Annotated in this window: 13 protein-coding genes; all 13 read left to right on the top strand. The window is 68.5% G+C overall.

Annotated elements, in window-relative coordinates:
* Positions 1 to 244: 244 nt before the first annotated feature.
* The 13 genes from AC5P6S_RS20190 to gspD all read left to right on the top strand — a co-directional run bounded on the left by AC5P6S_RS20190 (position 245) and on the right by gspD (position 20,310).
* The gene (locus AC5P6S_RS20190) at positions 245 to 7,426 is read left to right on the top strand and encodes an ESPR-type extended signal peptide-containing protein (protein WP_165710194.1); all 7,182 of its coding nucleotides are present in this window, start codon (positions 245 to 247) and stop codon (positions 7,424 to 7,426) included.
* A gap of 157 nt (positions 7,427 to 7,583) precedes the next feature.
* Positions 7,584 to 9,476 (top strand): S8 family serine peptidase, encoded by a 1,893-nt coding sequence (locus AC5P6S_RS20185; RefSeq protein ID WP_012479111.1) that lies wholly within the window; start codon positions 7,584 to 7,586, stop codon positions 9,474 to 9,476.
* A gap of 137 nt (positions 9,477 to 9,613) precedes the next feature.
* Entirely contained in the window at positions 9,614 to 11,335 is a 1,722-nt protein-coding gene (gene gspE / locus AC5P6S_RS20180) for a type II secretion system ATPase GspE (RefSeq protein WP_165710195.1), read from the top strand.
* Between the two features lie 24 nt (positions 11,336 to 11,359).
* A complete protein-coding gene (xpsF, locus tag AC5P6S_RS20175) occupies positions 11,360 to 12,580 on the top strand; it encodes a type II secretion system protein XpsF (RefSeq protein ID WP_495204731.1) in 1,221 nt (406 codons plus the stop codon).
* Between the two features lie 49 nt (positions 12,581 to 12,629).
* Complete coding sequence (gene gspG / locus AC5P6S_RS20170; RefSeq protein WP_004142831.1) at positions 12,630 to 13,073, top strand: type II secretion system major pseudopilin GspG; 444 nt, start codon at positions 12,630 to 12,632, stop codon at positions 13,071 to 13,073.
* Between the two features lie 6 nt (positions 13,074 to 13,079).
* On the top strand, positions 13,080 to 13,574 hold the full coding sequence (gene xpsH, locus AC5P6S_RS20165) for a type II secretion system protein XpsH (RefSeq protein ID WP_099498153.1): 495 nt from the start codon (positions 13,080 to 13,082) through the stop codon (positions 13,572 to 13,574).
* Positions 13,571 to 13,996 carry a type II secretion system protein XpsI gene (gene xpsI, locus AC5P6S_RS20160; RefSeq protein ID WP_005408027.1) on the top strand — a complete coding sequence of 142 codons (426 nt, stop codon included), beginning with the start codon at positions 13,571 to 13,573 and terminating at the stop codon, positions 13,994 to 13,996. Before xpsH ends, xpsI begins: the two co-directional genes overlap by 4 nt.
* Positions 13,993 to 14,625: a type II secretion system protein J gene (locus AC5P6S_RS20155; protein ID WP_005412204.1), complete on the top strand. Its 633-nt coding sequence runs from the start codon at positions 13,993 to 13,995 to the stop codon at positions 14,623 to 14,625. Before xpsI ends, AC5P6S_RS20155 begins: the two co-directional genes overlap by 4 nt.
* A complete protein-coding gene (locus AC5P6S_RS20150; protein ID WP_165710196.1) occupies positions 14,622 to 15,485 on the top strand; it encodes a type II secretion system minor pseudopilin in 864 nt (287 codons plus the stop codon). The genes AC5P6S_RS20155 and AC5P6S_RS20150 overlap by 4 nt, the downstream gene beginning before the upstream one ends.
* Positions 15,482 to 16,627: a PilN domain-containing protein gene (locus tag AC5P6S_RS20145; protein ID WP_012479115.1), complete on the top strand. Its 1,146-nt coding sequence runs from the start codon at positions 15,482 to 15,484 to the stop codon at positions 16,625 to 16,627. Before AC5P6S_RS20150 ends, AC5P6S_RS20145 begins: the two co-directional genes overlap by 4 nt.
* Positions 16,602 to 17,315: a type II secretion system protein GspM gene (gspM, locus tag AC5P6S_RS20140; protein WP_005408031.1), complete on the top strand. Its 714-nt coding sequence runs from the start codon at positions 16,602 to 16,604 to the stop codon at positions 17,313 to 17,315. Before AC5P6S_RS20145 ends, gspM begins: the two co-directional genes overlap by 26 nt.
* On the top strand, positions 17,305 to 18,099 hold the full coding sequence (locus AC5P6S_RS20135; protein ID WP_005408032.1) for a type II secretion system protein, XpsN-like: 795 nt from the start codon (positions 17,305 to 17,307) through the stop codon (positions 18,097 to 18,099). Before gspM ends, AC5P6S_RS20135 begins: the two co-directional genes overlap by 11 nt.
* A 9-nt stretch (positions 18,100 to 18,108) precedes the next feature.
* Positions 18,109 to 20,310, top strand: a complete 2,202-nt coding sequence (gene gspD, locus AC5P6S_RS20130; RefSeq protein ID WP_197596768.1) for a type II secretion system secretin GspD — start codon at positions 18,109 to 18,111, stop codon at positions 20,308 to 20,310.
* Positions 20,311 to 20,563 lie beyond the last annotated feature (253 nt).

The following is a 20,563-nucleotide window of genomic DNA, read 5'->3' as shown; positions in this document are numbered from 1 at the left end:
CTAGGATTTGTCGTGTCAAAGTCTTGACGATCTGCAAAGTTGCCGTTAACACTTGAACCCCGTTTCAGAATCATTCATTTCGCAGTAACCGGTTGGCGCACGCGCTCGGTTTTCTGTCGCTGCGCGCCGTTCGGCAATACCCCGCAGTAAATCACGCGAATAAACGCCCCCAGGGGACGTTGGGCCGGAAAGCCCAGCGGTGGCGTTGCTTTGCCCAAAACCAGTCCAATCAGGAGCCGTACCGATGAATCGGATTTATCGCAAGGTCTGGAACAAAGCATTGGGTCAGTTGGTGGTGGCCTCGGAACTGGCTTCCTCCGACAGCAGCAGCGGTGGGGTCGTCGACCAGCGCCGCGGTGCGACACAGGCCACGCCCGCACTGCTGGCGGTGGCACTGGGCCTGGTATTGGGATTGGGCATGAGTGGCTCTGCCACCGCACAGTCGGTGCAGATCGGCGGTAGCGCCACCTGCGTGGCATTCAGCGGCAAGCTGCTCGAAAAGTGCCTGATCGAAGGCTCGGCCACGGCCAAGGGCAGCAATGCGGTGGCGATCGGCAGCAACAGCAGTGCCAGTGCGGCCAACAGCGTGGCGCTGGGCGCCGGCTCCAAAGCCACGCGTGCCAACACCGTCTCCGTCGGCGATGCAGGCAAGGAACGGCAGGTCACCAATGTCGCCGCAGGCACGCAGGCGACCGACGCCGTGAACAAGGCGCAGCTGGACGCGCAGGCGCGCGCCACGCAGGCCGCGCTGGCCGACGTGGCCGCCGACGGCAACCGGTACTTCAAGGCCGACGGCGCAGGCGATGACAGCGACGCGGCGAAGATCGAGGGCGAGGGCGCACTGGCCGCCGGTGCCGGTGCGCAGTCGCTGGCCAACGCCACCACTGCCATCGGTACCCAGGCCATTGCTGCAGGCATCGGCGCCAGCGCATTCGGGCAGGGCGCGCTGGCGATCGGCGATGCCAGCGTGGTGGTCGGGCAAAGCGCAGCAGCGTTCGGCCTTGGCGATACCGCCGTCGGTGCCAGCGCGTACGCCGCCAGCGAAAACGGTGCAGCAACGGCACTGGGTGCACTGTCCGAAGCCACCGCCGATGGCGCGACCGCCGTCGGTGGCGGTGCCGTAGCGATGGGCCCCGGCAGTACCGCATTGGGCCGCGGCGCCACGGCTGCCAGCGAAGCCTCGATTGCAGTCGGTGCGTTCAGCACGGCCGTCGGTGAATACAGCACCGCGCTGGGCTCCAATTCGGCCGCGGTCGCTACCGGCAGCGTGGCGTTGGGCGCCGGTTCGCTGGCTGACCGTGTCGATACCGTGTCCGTCGGTGCCGCCGGATATGGCCTGACCCGCCAGATCACCAGCGTTGCCGCCGGCACCGAAGATACCGATGCGGTCAACGTTGGCCAGTTGAAGGATGTTGCCGCAGTGGCCGATGCCACCGCCAAGCGCTTCCAGGCCACCGGCAGCAGCAACAGCGATGCCGGTGCGCTGGCTGAAGGTGACGACGCGCTGGCCGCAGGCGAGGCCGCCAATGCCATCGGCACTGGCACCACGGCGGTCGGTGCCGGTGCCACTGCCGTTGCGCAGAACGCGACTGCGGTGGGCAACAACGCACTGGCCTCGGGCCAGAACAGCGCAGCATTCGGCAACAACGCGCAGGCCAACGGACCGGGCAGCGTGGCCGTCGGTGGCGCTGCGGTGGATGCCAACGGCAACCCGCTGATCACCAGTGGTGGCGTGCCGGTGGTCACCGGCGCCACCAGTGCCGGCGTGGGTGGCACGGCCGTCGGCGCCAGTGCCGATGCCAGCGGTTTTGCCGCGTCGTCCTATGGCGTGGGGGCCTATGCGTCCGGCGCGCAGGCGTCGGCGTTCGGTGCGGTCTCCAATGCCATCGGTGATTACTCCACGGCATTGGGTACGCAGAGCAATGCCACGGGCACCAGCAGCGTCGCCATTGGTGGCCCGGCCGACCTGATTCCCGGCCTGGGCTTCTTCGTACAGACACAGGCCAGTGGTGAGGCCGCGACCGCGGTGGGTGCCGGCGCCATCGCCAGCGGCGACCGTGCCGTGGCCAACGGCAGCCTCAGCGAAGCCTCCGCCGCCGAAGCCACCGCGGTGGGCTACTTCGCCTATGCGCCGGGCGAGAACGCCAGCGCGCTTGGCGCGCAGACCTGGGCCAGTGGTGCGCAGAGCACCGCAGTGGGCTACTACGCTACGGCACGCGGCGCCAACAGCGTCGCGCTGGGCGCGAACTCCGAAGCGGTGCGTGCCAACAGCGTGGCCGTCGGCAGTGCCGGCAACGAGCGGCAGATCACCAGCGTTGCAGCCGGCAGTGAAGCCACCGATGCGGTGAACAAGGCGCAGCTGGATGCGGTGGCCAGCACCGCCGACAGCACCGCGCGCTTCTTCCAGGCCCAGCCTGAAGCTGGCAGTGATGCCGGTGCGCTGGCGGAAGGCGAGGGTGCCATCGCGGCCGGTTCGTCGAGCAATGCGATCGGTGCCGGCGCGGTTGCACATGGCGCGGCCGCGTCGGCCATCGGCGATGACAGCGTGGCGGTGGGCCGCAACAGCACGGCCACCGGCAATGGCGGTGTCGCCATCGGTGGCCTGGGCCAGGCCTACGACGAGTTCAACCAACCCATCATCGGTGCAGATGGCAAGGCGCAGCAGGTGGGTACCACGGCCGTGGCCGATGCCACGGCGGTCGGCAGCGCTGCGCAGGCCAGCGGTGCAGCCAGCAGCGCCTTCGGCAATGCGGCCAAGGCCAGTGGTGACAACAGCTTCGCCGCCGGCGGCAAGTCGCGCGCCACCGGCGCGTATGCGGTGGCGGTGGGTGACAGTGCGTTTGCCAGCAGCGATGACAGTACCGCGGTGGGCGGCTACAGCTGGGCCACCGCCAGCGGCGCCAGCGCCTTTGGTTCCGGTGCGTGGGCGACCGCCACCAATGCCTCGGCGTTCGGCAACGCGGCGTGGGCCAGCGGCGCTGGCGCCACGTCGATCGGTTACAACAGTTGGGCCAACGGAACCAGCGCCACCGCAGTCGGCCGTGGTGCCTTCGGCTATGGCGACAACAGCGTGGCGCTGGGCTTCCAGGCGCTGGGCAACAGCATCAACAGCATCGCCATCGGCACCAACACGGTGGCCGGCGGCGAAAGTGCGATCGCGCTGGGTGCGGGCAGCAATGCCAGTGCCAGCAACGCCGTCGCACTCGGCGCGGGCTCGGTCGCCAACCGCGCACGCACGGTGTCGGTGGGCAGCAGCGGCAACGAGCGCCAGGTCACCAACGTCGCCGCCGGTACCCAGGCCACCGATGCGGTGAACAAGGCACAGCTGGATGCGGTGGCAAGTACCGCAGCAACCACCAGCCGCTTCTTCCAGGCCAGCGGCAACGGCGACGATGTGGCGGGTGCGCTGGTGGAGGGCGACAACGCACTGGCCGCAGGTGATGCAGCCAACGCCATCGGCAATGGTGCCACCGCGCTTGGCAGCGGTGCCAATGCGCTGGCCGGCAACGCGCAGGCGATCGGCTTCAACGCGCTGGCGACCGCCGCCAATGCCAGTGCCGTAGGCGCCAATGCACAGGCCACCGGCGAATACGCCACCGCGCAGGGTGCGGAAAGCGAAGCCAGCGGTGAGCAGAGTGCAGCGTTCGGCGCGGCCAGCATCGCCAGCGGCGCAGGCAGCACCGCCAGCGGTGCCTTGTCCGAAGCCTCCGGCGAAGAAGCCGTAGCCGTGGGCTACTTCAGCAACGCCAGTGGCAGTGGTGCCACCGCGGTCGGCAGCGAGAGCGTGGCCAGCGGCACGGCTGCGGCAGCGTTCGGTATCGGTGCCGAAGCCACCGGTGGTTACAGCACCGCCATCGGCGGCTACGCACAGGCCTCGGCCTTCAATGCCACCGCCTTCGGCAACTTCGCCAACGCCTCGGGTTCCAACAGCGTGGCCCTGGGCGGTGATTCGCAAGCGTCCGGCGCCTACAGCACCGCCACCGGCCAGGGCAGCCTGGCCACCGGCACCAACAGCGTCGCCGTCGGCGGCTCGCTGTTCGGCGTGCTGGCGACCGAAGCCTCGGGCAACTACTCCACGGCGGTGGGCGGTGGCGCCTGGTCGGGGGGCATCAACAGCACCGCGCTGGGCAATGCGGCGGAATCGCGCGCGGCCAACAGCGTGGCGCTCGGTGCGGATTCGATTGCGGACCGCGACAACACCGTATCGGTGGGCGGCGGCGGCAACACCCGCCAGGTCACCAACGTGGCCGATGGCACACAGGGCAACGATGCGGTCAACAAGAACCAGCTCGATGCCGTAGCCGCCGCTGCGGAGAAGACCAGCAGGCAGTTCCAGGCCAGTGGCAATGCCGATGGTGAAACCGGCGCGCTGGTGGAGGGTGACAATGCGCTGGCAGCAGGTGATGCGGCCAACGCGATCGGCAACGGTGCCACTGCGCTCGGCAGTGGTGCCAATGCGCTGGCCGCCAACGCCACCGCCGTCGGCATCGATGCGCTGGCGACCGGCACCAACGCGGCGGCACTGGGCAACACCGCACAGGCCACCGGCGAGGACAGCCTGGCCCTGGGCAGCGGTGCCAGCGCCAGCGAAGTGGGAACAAGCGCGGCGGGCGCGCGTGCACAGGCAAGCGGTGTCTACAGCACCGCCAACGGTACTGAATCCAACGCCAGTGGCGCACAGTCCCTTGCCAGCGGCTTCCGCAGCGCGGCCTCCGCCGATGGCACCACAGCGGTGGGTGGCTATGCCGAAGCAACCGGTCGCCTTGGCACCGCACTCGGCTACGGCTCGGCTGCCAGCGGTGCCAACACCACGGCGGTGGGCTTCGGGGCCGCGGCGGCGGGCACCGGCGCGGTTGCGGTGGGTCAGTCGAGTGAAGCCAGCGGTGCGGAAAGCGTGGCGATCGGCGGCAGCACCTTCTTCGGCCTGATTCCGTCGCGCGCCAGTGGCACCGGTGCGGCAGCATTCGGTGCCGGTGCATGGGCCACCGAGGATTACGCTACCGCCATCGGCTGGAATGCCTGGTCGGCAGGCACCAACGCCACGGCGCTCGGTGCCAATGCCACCGCCAATGGCAGCAACAGCGTTGCGCTCGGTGCCGGTTCCAAGGCTGACCGCGACAACACGGTGGCCGTTGGCAAGGCCGGCAGCGAACGCCAGGTCACCCACGTTGCAGCCGGTACCGAAGCCACCGATGCGGTGAACAAGGGCCAGCTCGACACCGTTGCCAGTGTCGCCGACAAGACCAGCCGGCAGTTCCAGGCCAGCGGCAATGCCGATGGCGAGGCCGGTGCACTGGTCGATGGCGAAAATGCGCTGGCGGCCGGCAATGCGGCCAATGCGATCGGCAACGGCGCGACCGCGCTGGGCAGCGGCGCCAACGCCATGGCCACCAACGCCACGGCGGTTGGCTTCGATGCACTGGCCACCGGCAACAACGCTGCCGCACTGGGCAATGCTGCGCAGGCCAGTGGTGTCGACAGCGTTGCGCTAGGCAGCGGCGCCAGCGCCAGTGAAACCGGCGCCAGCGCCACTGGCGCCGGGGCCCAGGCCAAGGGCCCCTACAGCACGGCCAACGGTGCGCAGGCCACGGCTACCGGCACGCAGTCGCAGGCCAGTGGTTTCCGCGCCAGTGCCTCGGCCGATGGCGCTTCGGCGCTGGGCAGCTATGCCGAAGCCAGCGGCCGCCTGGGTACCGCGGTCGGTTACGGCAGCAAGGCCACCGGTTTGAATGCCACGGCGGTGGGTGTCAGTGCCAACGCTTCGGCTGCCGGCAGTGTCGCACTGGGTGGAGGCTCGGTGGCCGATCGTGCCAATACCGTGTCCGTCGGCAGTGCCGTCAACAACCGGCAGGTCACCAATGTCGCCAACGGTACCGAAATCAATGACGCAGTGAATCGCGGGCAGCTGGACGCCGTTGCGTTCACCGCCAACACCACCAACCGATATTTCCGCGCCAATGGCACGGGAACCGCGAACGCCATCGGTACCGATTCGGTAGCGATGGGCTCGGTGGCCAATGCGGCGGGCGCACGCAGCATCGCGCTGGGTGCCAATGCCACGGTGTCTGCCTCCGGCGCACTGGCCGTTGGCGCCGGTGCGGGTGCGGTCGGCGTCAACTCGGTTGCAATCGGTGCTGGAGCGCGTGCGCTGGATGCCAATGTTGTGTCGGTGGGCAGTGGCAACCCCACCGATGGCCCGGCCACCCGCCGCATCGTCAACGTGGCTGATGGCCGCATCGCTGCCGGCAGCAGTGACGCGGTGACCGGTTCCCAGCTCAATGTCACCAATCAGCGCGTGGGCGCAGTGGAAACCCGCGTCGGCGATTTCGATTCACGCATCGCCACGGTGGAGACCACGGCGGCCAGTGCGGTCGGCTACGACGACGCCAGTCGTGACCGCCTGACCCTGTCCGGCTTCCAGGGCACCACCATCGACAATGTCGGTGCCGGCAGCATCGCCGCCGGCAGCCGCCAGGCGATCAATGGCGGCCAGCTGTTCCAATCGCTCAGCGATGCCGCCAGCTTCCTCGGCGGCGGTGCCAGCGTCGGCATGCAGGGCGTATTCGTGGCACCGAACTATGTGATCCAGGGCGCCACCTACAGCAACGTCGGCGATGCATTGGGTGCGCTGGACCGCAAGGTCAGTGAGATTGACCGCCGTACTGCAGGTGGCACGCGTGCAGGTGCTGCCAGCCTGCGCGCAATGAGTGCCTCCCTGGATGAAAGCGCACTGGCCAGCGTTGCCGAAGCACCGGCGGCGGCCGATGCAGCACCGGCCAGCAGCGCACGCGTGCAGGGCACGCCGACCGCTGCGGCGGCGGGCGCGGGCATCCCGGTGGGCACCCCGGCATCGGGCCTCAACGCGGTCGCCATGGGCGACGGCGCAGTGGCCAGCGGCGCCTCGTCCACCGCAATCGGCCAAGGTGCCAATGCCACCGCTGCGAACGCGGTAGCGCTGGGCCAGGGCTCGGTTGCTGATCGTGCCAACACGGTGTCGGTGGGCAGCGAAGGCAACGAACGCCAAGTCACCAACGTGGCGGCCGGTACCGCCGCCACCGATGCGGTCAACAAGGGCCAGCTCGATCGTGGCATGGCTACCGCCAACAGCTATACCGACAGCCGCGTCCAGGCCGTCGCCGACAGCTTCGATGTGTTCAAGGGCGAGATCGGCGGACGCCTGCGCCACATGGATCGCCGCATCGACCGCCAGGGCGCGATGAGCGCGGCGATGCTCAACATGGCCACCAGTGCTGCCGGCATCCGTACCCAGAACCGGGTCGGCGTCGGCATCGGCTTCCAGGGCGGTGAATCGGCACTGTCGCTGGGTTACCAGCGTGCGATCAGCGATCGCGCCACGGTGACGTTCGGCGGCGCCTTCAGCAGCGACGACAGCTCGGTCGGCGTCGGTGCCGGCTTCGGCTGGTAAGCCACTCCATCGCGCCGGCGGCCACCCACGCCGGCGCAGCACCTGCAACGAGGGCCTGGGGGGAGGTCACGGCAATCCCGGCTGGGCCGGCCGGGAGTCGTCAAGGAATGATGGCCGCAGTGTTGGTTCGATCCATGACCCAGAAGAGGAATTCGACGTGATCAAGAAGCAGAACCTTCGCATCAATGTATTGGCAGCCGCCGTGCTGTCGCTGACCGGTGTTGGCCTGGCACAGGCCGCCGACCTGAAAGCAAATGCGCCGTTGTCCGGCCCGAAGACGCAGCAGGTGGATGGCATCATCGTGAAGTACCGCGCTGGCAGCGCCGCAGCTGCCGATGCGAACGCCAAGCTGGCCGTGGTCAACTCGGCCATCGCCCGCGCCGTGCCGGCAGGTACCAACGCGGCTGCGCGCAGTGCCGCGCTGCGCCCGCAGGTGGCCCGCAAGCTGGGCATCGGTGCCGATCTGATCCGCCTGCAGGGAGGGATCGCGCGCGCCGAACTGGACAAGGTGCTGGGCGAACTGAAGGCTGACCCGACCGTCGAATATGCGGTGGCCGACGCCATCATGTATCCGATCGATGCTGCGTCGTCGCCGCGTGCGGACGCCGTCGCGAAGTCCGATGCGTCGCCCAGCTTCGTGCCCAACGATCCGTACTACCAGAGCCACAACTGGCACTTCCACAACCCGGTCGGTGGCGTGAACGCACCGGCCGCATGGGACGTCTCGCAGGGCGAGGGCGTCGTGGTGGCCGTGCTCGATACCGGCATCCTGCCCGAGCACCCGGATTTCGCCGCCGGCACCCTGCTGGAGGGCTACGACTTCATCAGCCAGGCCAGCCGCTCGCGTCGTGCCGCCGATGGCCGCGTGCCGGGTGCACTCGACTACGGTGACTGGATGCCCACCGCCAATGCCTGCTACGACGGTTCGCCGGTACGCGACAGCAGCTGGCACGGTACCCATGTGACCGGCACCATCGCCGAGGCCACCAACAACGGCCTGCATACCGCCGGCCTGGCCTACAAGGCCAAGGTGTTGCCGGTGCGCGTGCTCGGCTACTGCGGTGGCACCCTGTCGGACATCACCGACGCCATCACCTGGGCCTCGGGCGGTACCGTGGCCGGCATCCCTGCCAACCAGAATCCGGCCGAGATCATCAACATGAGCCTGGGCGGCTCCGGCAGCTGCGATCCGGCCTACCAGGCGGCCATCACCGGTGCCACCAACCGCGGTACCCTGGTGGTGGTGGCAGCCGGCAACGACTCGATGAATGTCGCCAACGCCCGCCCGGCCAACTGCGATGGCGTGGTCTCGGTCGGCGCTACCGGCATCACAGGCGCCATGGCCTACTACTCCAACTTCGGTACCCGCATCGATCTGTCCGGCCCGGGCGGTGGCGTCACCGACGGCAATCCGAACGGCTATGTCTGGCAGGCGGTGTCCAGCAGCAAGACGTCGCCGCCGGCAGCCGGTTCCACCGAGGGTTACACCCTTGGCGGCAAGGCCGGCACGTCGATGGCGGCGCCACATGTGGCTGCCGTCGCCGCGCTGGTGCAGAGCGCGCTGATCGCCGCCAACCGCGACCCGCTCGCGCCGGCGGGCATGCGTACCCTGCTGAAGGAAACGGCACGTCCGTTCCCGGTCAGCATTCCGTCCGCCACCCCGATCGGTACCGGCATCGTCGATGCCAAGGCCGCGCTGGACAAGGCCCTGGAAGAGCCGTGCACCGAGAACTGCGGGCCGGTGGCGAAGCCGCTGACCAACAAGGTGGCCATCGGCGGGTTGAGTGGTGCCGCCGGCAGCAGCGTGCTTTACAGCTTCGAAGCCGCGGCAGGCAAGCAGCTCAGCGTCATCACCTATGGTGGCACCGGCAACGTGTCGGTCTACCTGGCCAAGGGCCGCGAGCCGAGTGCCACCGACAACGATGCGCGCTCGACCCGCCCGGGCACCTCGGAAACGGTGCGGGTGACGGCACCGACTGCCGGCACCTACTACATCAAGGTGGTGGGCGAGGCGGCTTACAGCGGTGTGAGCATTCTCGCCACGCAGTAAGCGCGCAGTGCGGTAGTTGAATGGCCGAAGCCCGTCACCCGCATGTGACGGGCTTCGTCTTTTTACGAAAGCGGGCGGCGGGGCGACGGAAATCACGACGTAACTGCTAAAGTCGAGCCGATTGACAGGAGAGTCACGTGAACGCCCTTGCTGCAACCGCTGCCGACGACGCCGAAGGCCGCATCCTGGATGCGTTGTTGGCGCGTGGCCGCCTCAAGGAGAGCGATCTTGCACGGGCACGGCCGCTGCACGCGGAGGCCGGCGGCAGCCTGCTTGGCCTGCTGGTGCGGCTGGGGCTGGTGTCCGAACGTGACCAGGCGCAGGCCAGCGCCGAGGTGCTGGGCCTGCCGCTGCTGGATGGCAAGCAGCTGCCGGATTCACCGCCCCAGGGTCTGGCCGAGGGCCTGCCGCTGTCCCTGCGTTTCCTCAAACAGTTCCATGTATGCCCGCTGGCGCTGGATGAACAGGGTGTACGGCTGTGGCTGGCCGATGCCCACGATCCCTATCCGCAGCAGGCTGTGCAGCTGGCACTTGGCGTACCGGTGACCCCGGTGCTGGGCATGCGTGCGGAGATCGATGATCTGGTCGAGCGCTGGTTCGGCCAGGGCCGCAGCGCGATGGGCGCGATTGTTGAAACCGCAGACGGCGAGGGCGGCGCGGTCGACGATATCGAGCACCTGCGCGACCTGGCCTCGGAAGCGCCGGTGATCCGCCTGGTCAACCTGGTGATCCAGCGTGCGGTGGAACTGCGCGCTTCGGACATCCACGTCGAGCCGTTCGAAAGCCGGCTGAAGGTGCGTTACCGCGTCGACGGCGTGCTGGTGGAAGGCGAAAGCCCGCCGGCCAACCTCACCGCAGCGGTGATCAGCCGCATCAAGATCATGGCCCGCCTCAACATCGCCGAGCGCCGCCTGCCGCAGGACGGCCGCATCATGCTGCGCGTGCAGGGCAAGGAGCTGGACCTGCGCGTGAGCACGGTGCCGACCGCGCACGGCGAAAGCGTGGTGATGCGCCTGCTCGACCGCGAAACGGTGGTGTTCGATTTCCATCGTCTCGGCTTCACCGATGCGTTCCTGCCGCAGTTCCGCAAAGTGCTGGAACAACCGCACGGCATCCTGCTGGTCACAGGCCCGACCGGTTCGGGCAAGACCACCACGCTGTACACCGCGCTGAGCCAGCTCAACACCGCCGACGTCAAGATCATCACGGTGGAAGATCCGGTCGAGTACCAGATCGAGGGCATCAACCAGATCCAGGCCAAGCCGCAGATCGGCCTGGACTTCGCCAACGCACTGCGCAGCATCGTGCGCCAGGACCCGGACATCATCATGATCGGCGAAATGCGCGACCTGGAAACCGCGCGCATCGCGATCCAGTCGGCGCTGACCGGCCACCTGGTGCTGTCCACCCTGCACACCAACAATGCGGCCGGCGGCATCACCCGCCTGCTCGACATGGGCGTGGAGGACTATCTCCTCACGTCCACCATCAACGGCATCCTGGCCCAGCGCCTGGTGCGTCGGCTGGAGCCGACCCACGCCGAGCGCTATGAAGCCTCGCCGGAGGAGATCGAGCGTTTCGAGCTGCGCCGCCTGCAGCCGGAAGGGCCGATCCATCTATACCGCCCGAAGCCTTCGGCACTGGCGCCGACTGGTTACCTGGGCCGCACCACCATCATGGAATTCCTGGTGATGAACGACGCGCTGCGGCGTGCGGTGATGCGCCGCGATGCCATGGGCGAGATCGAACGCATCGCCCGTGAAGCCGGCATGCGCACCATGTACGAGGATGGCCTGGCCAAAGCACTCAGCGGCCAGACCACCATCGAGGAAGTGCTGCGCGTGACCGAGGAAAGCTGATGCGCGCAGGACGCCGGGGCTGACATGCCGAACTACCGCTACAAAGCGCTCAATTCGCACGGCGAGATCTTCGACGGGCAGATGGAAGCCGCCAGCGAGGCCGAACTGGTCGCGCGCCTGCAGGATCAGGGCCATCTGCCGATGGAGACCCAGCTGGCCGATGGCGGCGTGGTCGGCGGCAGCAGCTGGCGCACGCTGCTGCGCCAGCGCCCGTTGCAGGGCGCGGCGCTGCTGCAGTTCACCCAGCAGCTGGCGACCCTGCTTGGTGCCGGCCAGCCGCTGGACCGTGCACTGTCGATCCTGCTCGGGCTTCCGGAAGACGAACGCTCGCGGCGTGCGATCACCGACATCCGCGACGTGGTGCGCGGCGGTGCGCCGCTGTCGACCGCGCTGGAGCGCCAGCACGGCCTGTTCTCGCGCCTGTACGTGAACATGGTGCGTGCCGGCGAGGCGGGTGGCAGCCTGCACGAGACCCTGCAGCGGCTGGCCGACTACCTCGAACGCAGCCGCGCGCTGCAGGGCAAGGTGATCAACGCACTGGTCTATCCGGCCATCCTGCTGGTGGTGGTGGGCGGTGCGCTGCTGTTCCTGCTCGGTTACGTGGTGCCACAGTTCGCGCAGATGTACGAAAGCCTGGACGTGGCGCTGCCGTGGTTCACCAATGCGGTACTGCAGCTGGGCCTGTTCGTGCGCGACTGGTGGGTGCTGCTGCTGGTGGTGCCCGCACTGCTGGCATTGTTCTTCGAACGCAAGGTACGGCAACCGGCGTTCCGGCTGGCGCTGGATGGATGGCTGCTGCAGCGTCGCGGCATCGGCCGCCTGCTGGGCGAACTGGAAACCGCGCGGCTGGCGCGCACGCTGGGCACCCTGCTGCGCAATGGCGTGCCGCTGCTCGGGGCGCTGGGCATCGCACGCAACGTGCTGGGCAACCGCGCGCTGGCCGCTGATATGGAAGCGGCCGCCGACGAAGTGAAGAACGGTGCCGGCCTGTCGCTGGCACTGTCACGCGGCAAGCGTTTCCCACGCCTGGCCCTGCAGATGATCCAGGTCGGCGAGGAATCCGGTGCCCTCGATACCATGCTGCTGAAAGCTGCCGACACGTTTGAACAGGACAGCGCCCGTCGCATCGACCGCCTGTTGGCCGCGATGGTGCCGGCGATCACCCTGGTGCTGGCCTCGGTGGTCGGTGCGGTGATCGTGGCCGTGCTGGTGCCGTTGTACGACCTGACCAATGCCATCGGCTGACGATGGCTCCCTACGCAACCCCGACACTCCGCAACTGAAAGGACCGACCATGATTGCTTCCCGTCGACCGATCCGCCTTTCCTTCACTGCCGCGCGCAACCAGTCGGGCATGAGCCTGCTGGAAATCATCATCGTCATCGTGCTGATCGGCGCGGTGCTGACCCTGGTCGCCAGCCGCGTGCTGGGCGGTGCCGATCGTGGCAAGGCGAACATCGCCAAGGCCCAGGTGCAGACCGTTGCCTCCAAGGTCGACAACTACCAGATCGATACCGGCAAGCTGCCTGGCTCGCTCAACGATCTGGTGACCGCACCGGCAGGTGTCGGCGGCTGGCTGGGCCCGTACGCCAAGCCGGCCGACCTGAATGACCCGTGGGGCCACGCGTTGGAGTACCGCGCGCCGGGCGAAGGCCAGCCGTATGAACTGATCAGCCTGGGCAAGGACGGCAAGGCCGGCGGCAGCAGCGTCGACGCTGACATCCGCTACCAGCCGTAACCGGGCATGACGCATTTCCTGCCGCGCCGGCTGCCTCGCCCGCGCCTGCACGGCAGGCGCGCAGCGGGCCTGTCGCTCCTGGAAATGCTGCTGGTGATCGCGCTGATCGCCGCGATCGGCCTGATCACCGCCGCGGGTCTGTCGCGCGGCTTTGCCGGCATGCAGCTGCGCAGCGCCGGCAAGGACATCGCCAACCAGCTGCGCATGGTGCGCGCCCAGGCCATCGCGCGCGGTGAGCCGCAGCGCTTCGTGATCGAGCCGGCGCGTCACCGTTGGCAGGGGGCCAACCAGCGGCAGGGCGATGTGCCGACGCAGCTGCAGGTGCAGTTCGAAGGTGCCGCGCAGCTGGCCACCGCGCCGGGGCAGGGCGTGATCGAGTTCCATCCCGATGGTGGCTCCAGTGGTGGCCGCATCCGCCTGCAACGTGAGGGCGCCGAATGGCGCATCGATGTCGGCTGGCTGACCGGCGAGGTCCGCTCCGGCCCGTGGCAGGCGCCATGAAGCGGCAGGCGCGTGGTTTTACGTTGCTGGAAGTGATCATCGCCTTCGCCTTGCTGGGCCTGGCGCTGACGCTGCTTCTGGGCAGCCTGTCAGGTGGCGCGAAACAGGTCCGAGAGGCCGAGCTGCGCACGCGTGCGGTGCTGCATGCGCAATCGCTGCTGGCCGAAGCCGGTGTCGCCGCGCCATTGCAGGTGGGCAGCCAGCAGGGCGACTGGGAACAGGGCCGATACCATTGGGAGCTGCAGGTACAGCCATGGGTCGAGCCGCGTGCCGCCAACGCGGTACAGGCACAGGCGCAATCGCCGGGGGCTCCCTGGCTGGCCGAGCTGCAGCTTCAGGTGCGCTGGGGCGAAGGCGAACGCGAACAACTGCGCTGGCGCAGCCTGCGCCTGCTGCCGCCGGACCTGGAGAGCGCGCGATGAAGCGACGCGCCGCAGGCTTTACCCTGGTGGAAGTGATGTTGGCCACGGTGCTGTTGGCCGGTGGCCTGGCGTTGGCCTTTGCCAGCGTGCGCTCGGCGATGGCGGTGAGCCAGCGTGGCGAGCAGATTGCCGCCGAGAGCGAACGCATGCGTGCGGTCGAGGCTCTGCTGCGGCGGCAGCTGGCCGGTGCGCTGCGCACGCCGCTGGAAGTGCCCGATCCCACCCGCGAACCGATCTTCTTCCAGGGCGAAGAGCAACGCATGCTGTTCGCGGCCGATCTACCGGGCTATCTGGGCCGTGGTGGTGCCTACCTGCATGCACTGCAGGTGGATGGCCGCAGCGGCCAGCAACGCCTCCTGCTCGACCTGGTGCTGCTGCAGGAGGGCGAGCGCATCGCCGAAACTCCGCCGCGCCCACCGGAGGTGCTGGTGGAGAACCTCAAGTCGGTGCAACTACGCTATCGCGGCATCGATGCCAGCACCGGGCAGGTGACTGATTGGACGCCGCGCTGGGATGACACCCGGCGCCTGCCGATGCTGGTGGAGATCCAGATCGTGCCCGCCAAGGGCGCTCCCTGGCCTGCACTGGTGGTCGCTCCGCGCGCGGGCGGCAGTGGAGGAGCGCGATGAGCCGGGCGCACGGCGCGGCGCTGGTACTGGTCCTGTGGCTGATCGCCCTGATGACGGCGCTGGTGGGCGCGTTCGCGTTGAGCGCGCGGGTCGAGCACCTGCAGCAGCGGGTGCTGGATGATGATGCGCGTGGCCAGGAGCGTGCACGGGCGGGACTTGAGTACGCGCTGACGCGCCTGTCCGCCGATCCGCAGCGGGCGCCCTGGCGCGCCGATGGCCGTGTCTATCGTTGGCAGTTCGATGACGCCAGCATCGAGATCAAGGTGCTGGACGAGAACGGCAAGATCAACCTGAACCTGGCAGACGTGGCCCTGCTGAGCGCCTTCCTCAAAGCGCTGGGTGAAGACGAAGCGCAGGCCCGCCAGCTGGCCGGCGCGATCGTCGACTGGCGCGACGAAGACAGCCTGCTGCAGCCCGGCGGCGGTGCCGAAGCGCCCGACTATGCCGCCGCAGGCCTGCCCTATGGCCCCCGCAACAAGCGTTTCGAGACGCTGGGCGAGCTGCAGCGGGTACTCGGCATGCGCGGCCCGCTGTACCAGGCCATGCTGCCGCACCTGACCCTGTACAGCCGCCAGGCGCGCCCGGATCCCCAGTTTGCCAGCGCGCCGGTGCTGACCGCACTGGGCCTGGATGCGGATACCGTGCTGGCGCAGCGCGCACAGCAGGAGCGTGACGCAGATACCGCTGGCGGTGCGACAACGCTTGCCAGCAGCAGCGGCACCTATAGTATCGAGTCTCGTGCAACCGACGACAGTGGACGCCGGTCGGTGTTGCAGGCAGTGGTACGCAATGGCTCGGGCGGGGTTCCCGGGCGGTCCTACACAGTGCTTCGCTGGGAGCAGGGAATGACAGCAAGATGACGGCATGGCAGGACAGTGTGCGGCAGGTACAGGGCCGGATCGGCCCTGGCGCCGGCCGTTTCCTGCGCTGGTGGCGGCAATCGCTGCTGGCCTGGGTGCCGGCACGTTGGCAGTGGGCACTGGGCTGGGCACAGGCGCGCCTGCTGCTGCAGCGCGAAGGCGACCACCTTCAGGTCTGGCGTGAGGCGGGGGAGCGCCGCGAACCGGTCGTACGGCTGCCGTGGCCGCTGTCCCCGGCCGAACTGGATCGCGTGCTGGAAGCCCGCCTGCGCAGCTTGCCGCGGGTGTGGCTGCTGCCGGCAAGCGATGTGCTGCGCCGGCAGCTGCGCCTGCCGGCGGCGGCGGCTGACCGTCTGCGTGCGGTGGTCGGTTTCGAGATCGACCGGCAGACGCCTTTTGAATCCAGCCAGGTCAGCTATGACGTGCGTGAACGTGGCGCGGCGGGCGAGGGCCAGCTGCAGGTCGAACTGGTGGCCTGGCCGTTGCGGCAGCTCGAGGCCTGGCGCAGCAACGTGGGCCAATGGGCCGATGCACTGTCCGGTGTCGATGCCATTGATGCGCAGGGCAACATCCTGCAGGTGAACCTGCTGCCGCCCGCGCAGCGTCAGCTGCAGGCCGACCCGATGCGGCGCTGGAACCTTCTGCTGGCCGTGGCCGCGGTGGTGATGCTGGTGCTGTCTGGCCTGCAGGTGCTGGACAATCGCCGCGCGGCAGCCGACGAACTGCGTGCCCAGGTGGAGCGCAGCGCGCGCAGTGCGCGTGGCGTGGCCAGCGAACGTGCCCAGCTGCAGGCGCTGATCGACGGTGCCGCGTTCCTTGAAAAGCAGCGCGGCCAGCGCGCGGGTACGGTGGAGATCTGGAACGAACTGACCCGGCGCCTGCCGGAGGGAACGTACCTGGAAAAACTGGCCATCGAGAACAACAACCTGCAGCTGATCGGCCTGAGCCGCGAGGCCTCGCAGCTGGTGCAGCTGCTGCAGGATGCGCCGCAGTGGCGCAAGGTCAACCTGACCGGCGTACTGCAGGCCGATGGCGCCGCCAGTGGCCGCGACCGCTTCACCATGACCGCTGAACTGCAGCCGTTGCCGGCGGCAGCCCCGAACCGGGAGGCGGCCGATGCCGATGCCAAGCGCACGCCGTGACCGCTGGCTGGCACTGGCACTGTTGCTGGCAGTGCTGGGCCTGGCCTACCTGCTGCTGGTGCACCCCTGGTTCACCCAGCCGCTGCGCGAAATCGATGCTGATGTCGCCGCCCTGCGCGAGCGCGAGCAGCGCGTGCAGGCGCAGCTGCAGCAGCAGCCGCAGATCGAACAGCGCCTGCGTGCCACCCGCGAGGCACTGCAGCAGCGGCCGGGCTTCCTGCGCGAGGCCACCGCCGAGGCTGCAGCCGCTGCGCTCGGCGCGAAGCTGCAGGATGCGGTGGCGATGGCCAGCCCGGGCAACCGCAGCTGCACCATCAGCAACCGCACGCCGCTCACCGACAACCGCCGCGACGCCGAGTTCGTGCGCGTCGCCATGCAGGTGCGCCTGCGCTGTGGCGTGGCCGAACTGGCCACGGTGCTGCACAGCCTGGAGACCGGCAGCCCGCGCCTGTTCGTCGACAACCTCAACCTGATCGCGCAGCGCTTCCAGCAGTCGCCGAATGAATCCGGGCTTGGTCTGGATGTGTCATTCGAACTGGCCGGTTACCTGCTGCCGGGGGCTGCTGCCGATGGCAGTGCGCCGACGCCTGCCGCCGAACCGGTGTCCGCGCCGCAGCCGCCTTCAGCGCCACCCGCCCCCGCACCGGCGGCGCCGGTCGAGGGACAGGAGGTCGCTGATGAAACTTGAGCAGATCAGCCTGCGCACCGGCTTCCTGCTGGCCCTGGCCGGTTGGGCTGCGGCGGTCTGGCTGGCCACTGGCTTCGGTCTGGGCAGCCAGCTGCCAGGTGCGGATGGCGATGCCGATGCGGTGCCTTCGCTGCCGGTGCTGCCGCCGTTGGCCGCAGAACGCATGCCCAGCGCCGACAGCTACAGCGCGATCGGTGAGCGACCGCTGTTCGCCGAGGACCGCAGGCCGAAGCCCTACCTGCTCGGTGGCAGCGAGCCGGCCGCCAGCGCCGCGCTGCGCCTGACCGGCGTGCTGCTGACCGGCGACTTCGGCATGGCCACCTTCACCACCGAACAGAACCGTTCGCTGCGGCTGCGCCTCAACGGCGAAGCGGTGGACGGCTGGCAACTTGTGGGGCTTGCGCCGCGCCAGGCCACGGTGATCGGCCCAAGCGGCAGCCAGGTGCTGGAACTGGCCGTGTTCAATGGCCAGGGCGGCGAGCCGCCCACCGTACTGCGGGGTGCCAATGGCGCGCCGCCGGCGGGTGCGGTCGTTGTGCCACCGCCGGCGGGCGCACCGCCGATGCCATCCCCACCTCCGGCTGCTGCAACCGCAACCGCGCAGCCGCAGCCCGCCAGCAGCGTGCCATCAGCCGCCGCCGCGGCACCTCCTGCCAACACCAATGGCCCCAGCGAAGCGCAGATGCAGGCCATCCGCGAACGCATCCAGGCCCGTCGCCGCCAGCTGCAGCAACAACAGCAGCAACAACCGTCGCCGCCCCCGGGCGATGGCACCAACCGATAGAGTGAATGCATGAGCCTGCGTTTTCTTCCCTGGTCCTTTGCCCTCGCGCTGCTGGTCGGCTGCAGCACCGTGTCCGCGCCGCATGTGCAGCGCAAGGGCAATCTGTCGCCGACTGCCGAGGCCGGCCAGGCAGCTGATGTCGCAGCAGATGCTGCCCGTGACGCCCAGGGCGCTCCGCAGGCGGTGATCCGCCGTGGCACCGGCACCATGATCAACCGCGAAGCAGCACGTGCACCGGCACCGGCGCTGCATGGCGCCAGCACCGGTGAAGCAACCTTCAATTTCGAAGGCGAGTCGGTGCACGCGGTGGTCAAGGCCATCCTCGGTGACATGCTGGGCCAGAACTACGTGATCGCACCGGGCGTGCAGGGCACGGTGACCCTGGCCACGCCCAAGCCGGTGTCGCCGGCGCAGGCGTTGAACCTGCTGGAGATGGTGCTGGGCTGGAACAACGCCCGCATGGTCTACAGCGGTGGCCGCTACAACATCGTCGCTGCCGACCAGGCGCTGGCCGGTACGGTTGCGCCGAGCACGGCGCCTGCAGCCAGTGCGCGTGGCTTCGAGGTACGGGTGATCCCGTTGCAGTTCATCTCCGCCACCGAGATGAAGAAGGTGCTGGAGCCCTATGCGCGGCCCAATGCCATCGTCAACGTCGACAGCGGCCGCAACGTGATCACCCTGGGCGGTACCCGCGCCGAGCTGGAAAACTACATGCGCACCGTCGAGATCTTCGACGTCGACTGGCTGTCGGGCATGTCGGTGGGCGTGTTCCCGATCCAGTCGGGCAAGGCCGAGCAGGTCGCTGCCGATCTGGAGAAGGTGTTCGGCGAGGAGAGCAAGACCCCTAGCGCCGGCATGTTCCGTTTCCTGCCGCTGGAAAACGCCAACGCCGTGCTGGTGATCACCCCGCAGGTGCGTTACCTGGACCAGATCCAGCAGTGGCTGGACCGTATCGATACCGCCGGTGGCAGCGCCCGCCTGTTCTCCTACGAGCTGCGCTACATCAAGGCGCGCGACCTGGCCGAGCGCCTCAGTGAAGCCTTCGCCAGCAGCGGCAATCGTGGCGGCTCCAGCCCGGCATCGCTGGCACCCGGCGCGATTCCATCGCAGCTGGGCAGCGATGGCGAGCGCGGCATGGACAGCAACAACAGCAGCAGTTTCGGTTCGACCCCGGGCAGTGGTTCCAGCGGTGCCGGCAACGGCAGCATGAACCTGCCGCAGCGCCAGTCCGGCAACGTCAGCGTCAGCCTGGAAGTGGAAGGCGATCGCGTGGGCGTGTCGGCGGTGGAGGAGACCAATACCCTGCTGGTGCGTTCGACCCCGCAGGCCTGGCGCTCGATTCGCGAGGTGATCGAGAAGCTGGACGTGATGCCGCTGCAGGTGCACATCGAAGCCCAGGTGGCCGAGGTGTCGCTGGATGGTGACCTGAAGTACGGCGTGAACTGGTTCTTCGACAATGCCGTGGCCGGGCGTGCACTGACGGGAGCATTGGGCGGCGTGACCCTGCCGGCAGCAGCGGGTGGCTCCTGGAGCAGCTTCGCCGGTGCCGCGACCGGTGGCGAAGGCCTGGGCTGGGCATTCACCGGCCACAATGGTGCGGCGGTGGTGAGCGCGCTGGACAAGGTCACCGATGTACGCCTGCTGCAGACCCCCTCGGTGTTCGTGCGCAACAACGCCGAGGCCACGCTCAACGTGGGCGACAAGGTGCCGATCAACACCACCACGGTCAACACCGGTATCGGCACCGGCACCTACAGTTCGGTGCAGTACATCGACACCGGCGTGATCCTGAAGGTGCGCCCGCGCGTAACCCGCGATGGCACGGTGTTCCTCGATATCGTGCAGGAAGTGAGCAGCGCCTCGAACGTGCCCGACAACTGCAATCCGACCGAGCGCAACTGCAACCCGCGGATTTCCACCAAGAAGCTGTCGACCGAAGCGGCGGTGCAGAGCGGCGACACCATCATGCTGGCCGGCCTGATCACCGATTCGGCCACCGATGGCAGCAGCGGCATTCCCGGCCTGAGCCGGATTCCGGTGGTCGGCGCGCTGTTCGGGCAGAAGAGCCGTACCAGCCGTCGTTCCGAAGTGATCGTGCTGCTGACCCCGAGCATCGTGCGCAACAGCCAGGAAGCGCGGAATCTGACCGACGAGTACAGCCAACGCTTCCGAGCGATGGAACCGCTGAACCAGCCGCGCGCAAAGAAGTAAGGGGTTTACGGCCGGGCTGCGCCCGGCACCCGCAGAGGCCGAAGCTGGAGCAACAGCAACAGCAACAGCAACAGCGGGTTTACTGAGGGATGGCGGGGCACTGTGGGTTTGCGGGGACGCCGTAAATACGTCCATGTAGCAACTGTGTTGATGGAGGGACTTGGCCCCTCCATGAGACGGGCACGGTAGTGCCGGCCGCTGGCCGGCAGCCTTTGGTCTTGCGCCCTGGCTGGCCTTAGGCAGGGACCAGCCC

The sequence above is a fragment of the Stenotrophomonas sp. YJH_SMC_119 genome (assembly GCF_059368315.1).
The sequence above is the reverse complement of the archived record's forward strand: the minus strand, read 5'-3'. Positions and strand labels throughout refer to the sequence as shown.

What these genes read in the sequence shown, in the direction of transcription:
- AC5P6S_RS20190 (WP_165710194.1), top strand. Translation starts at nt 245, where the DNA reads ATGAATCGGATTTATCGCAAGGTCTGGAACAAAGCATTGGGTCAGTTG.
- xpsF (WP_495204731.1), top strand. Translation starts at nt 11,360, where the DNA reads ATGCCGAACTACCGCTACAAAGCGCTCAATTCGCACGGCGAGATCTTC.
- gspG (WP_004142831.1), top strand. Translation starts at nt 12,630, where the DNA reads ATGATTGCTTCCCGTCGACCGATCCGCCTTTCCTTCACTGCCGCGCGC.
- xpsH (WP_099498153.1), top strand. Translation starts at nt 13,080, where the DNA reads ATGACGCATTTCCTGCCGCGCCGGCTGCCTCGCCCGCGCCTGCACGGC.
- xpsI (WP_005408027.1), top strand. Translation starts at nt 13,571, where the DNA reads ATGAAGCGGCAGGCGCGTGGTTTTACGTTGCTGGAAGTGATCATCGCC.
- AC5P6S_RS20155 (WP_005412204.1), top strand. Translation starts at nt 13,993, where the DNA reads ATGAAGCGACGCGCCGCAGGCTTTACCCTGGTGGAAGTGATGTTGGCC.
- AC5P6S_RS20150 (WP_165710196.1), top strand. Translation starts at nt 14,622, where the DNA reads ATGAGCCGGGCGCACGGCGCGGCGCTGGTACTGGTCCTGTGGCTGATC.
- AC5P6S_RS20145 (WP_012479115.1), top strand. Translation starts at nt 15,482, where the DNA reads ATGACGGCATGGCAGGACAGTGTGCGGCAGGTACAGGGCCGGATCGGC.
- gspM (WP_005408031.1), top strand. Translation starts at nt 16,602, where the DNA reads ATGCCGATGCCAAGCGCACGCCGTGACCGCTGGCTGGCACTGGCACTG.
- AC5P6S_RS20135 (WP_005408032.1), top strand. Translation starts at nt 17,305, where the DNA reads ATGAAACTTGAGCAGATCAGCCTGCGCACCGGCTTCCTGCTGGCCCTG.
- gspD (WP_197596768.1), top strand. Translation starts at nt 18,109, where the DNA reads ATGAGCCTGCGTTTTCTTCCCTGGTCCTTTGCCCTCGCGCTGCTGGTC.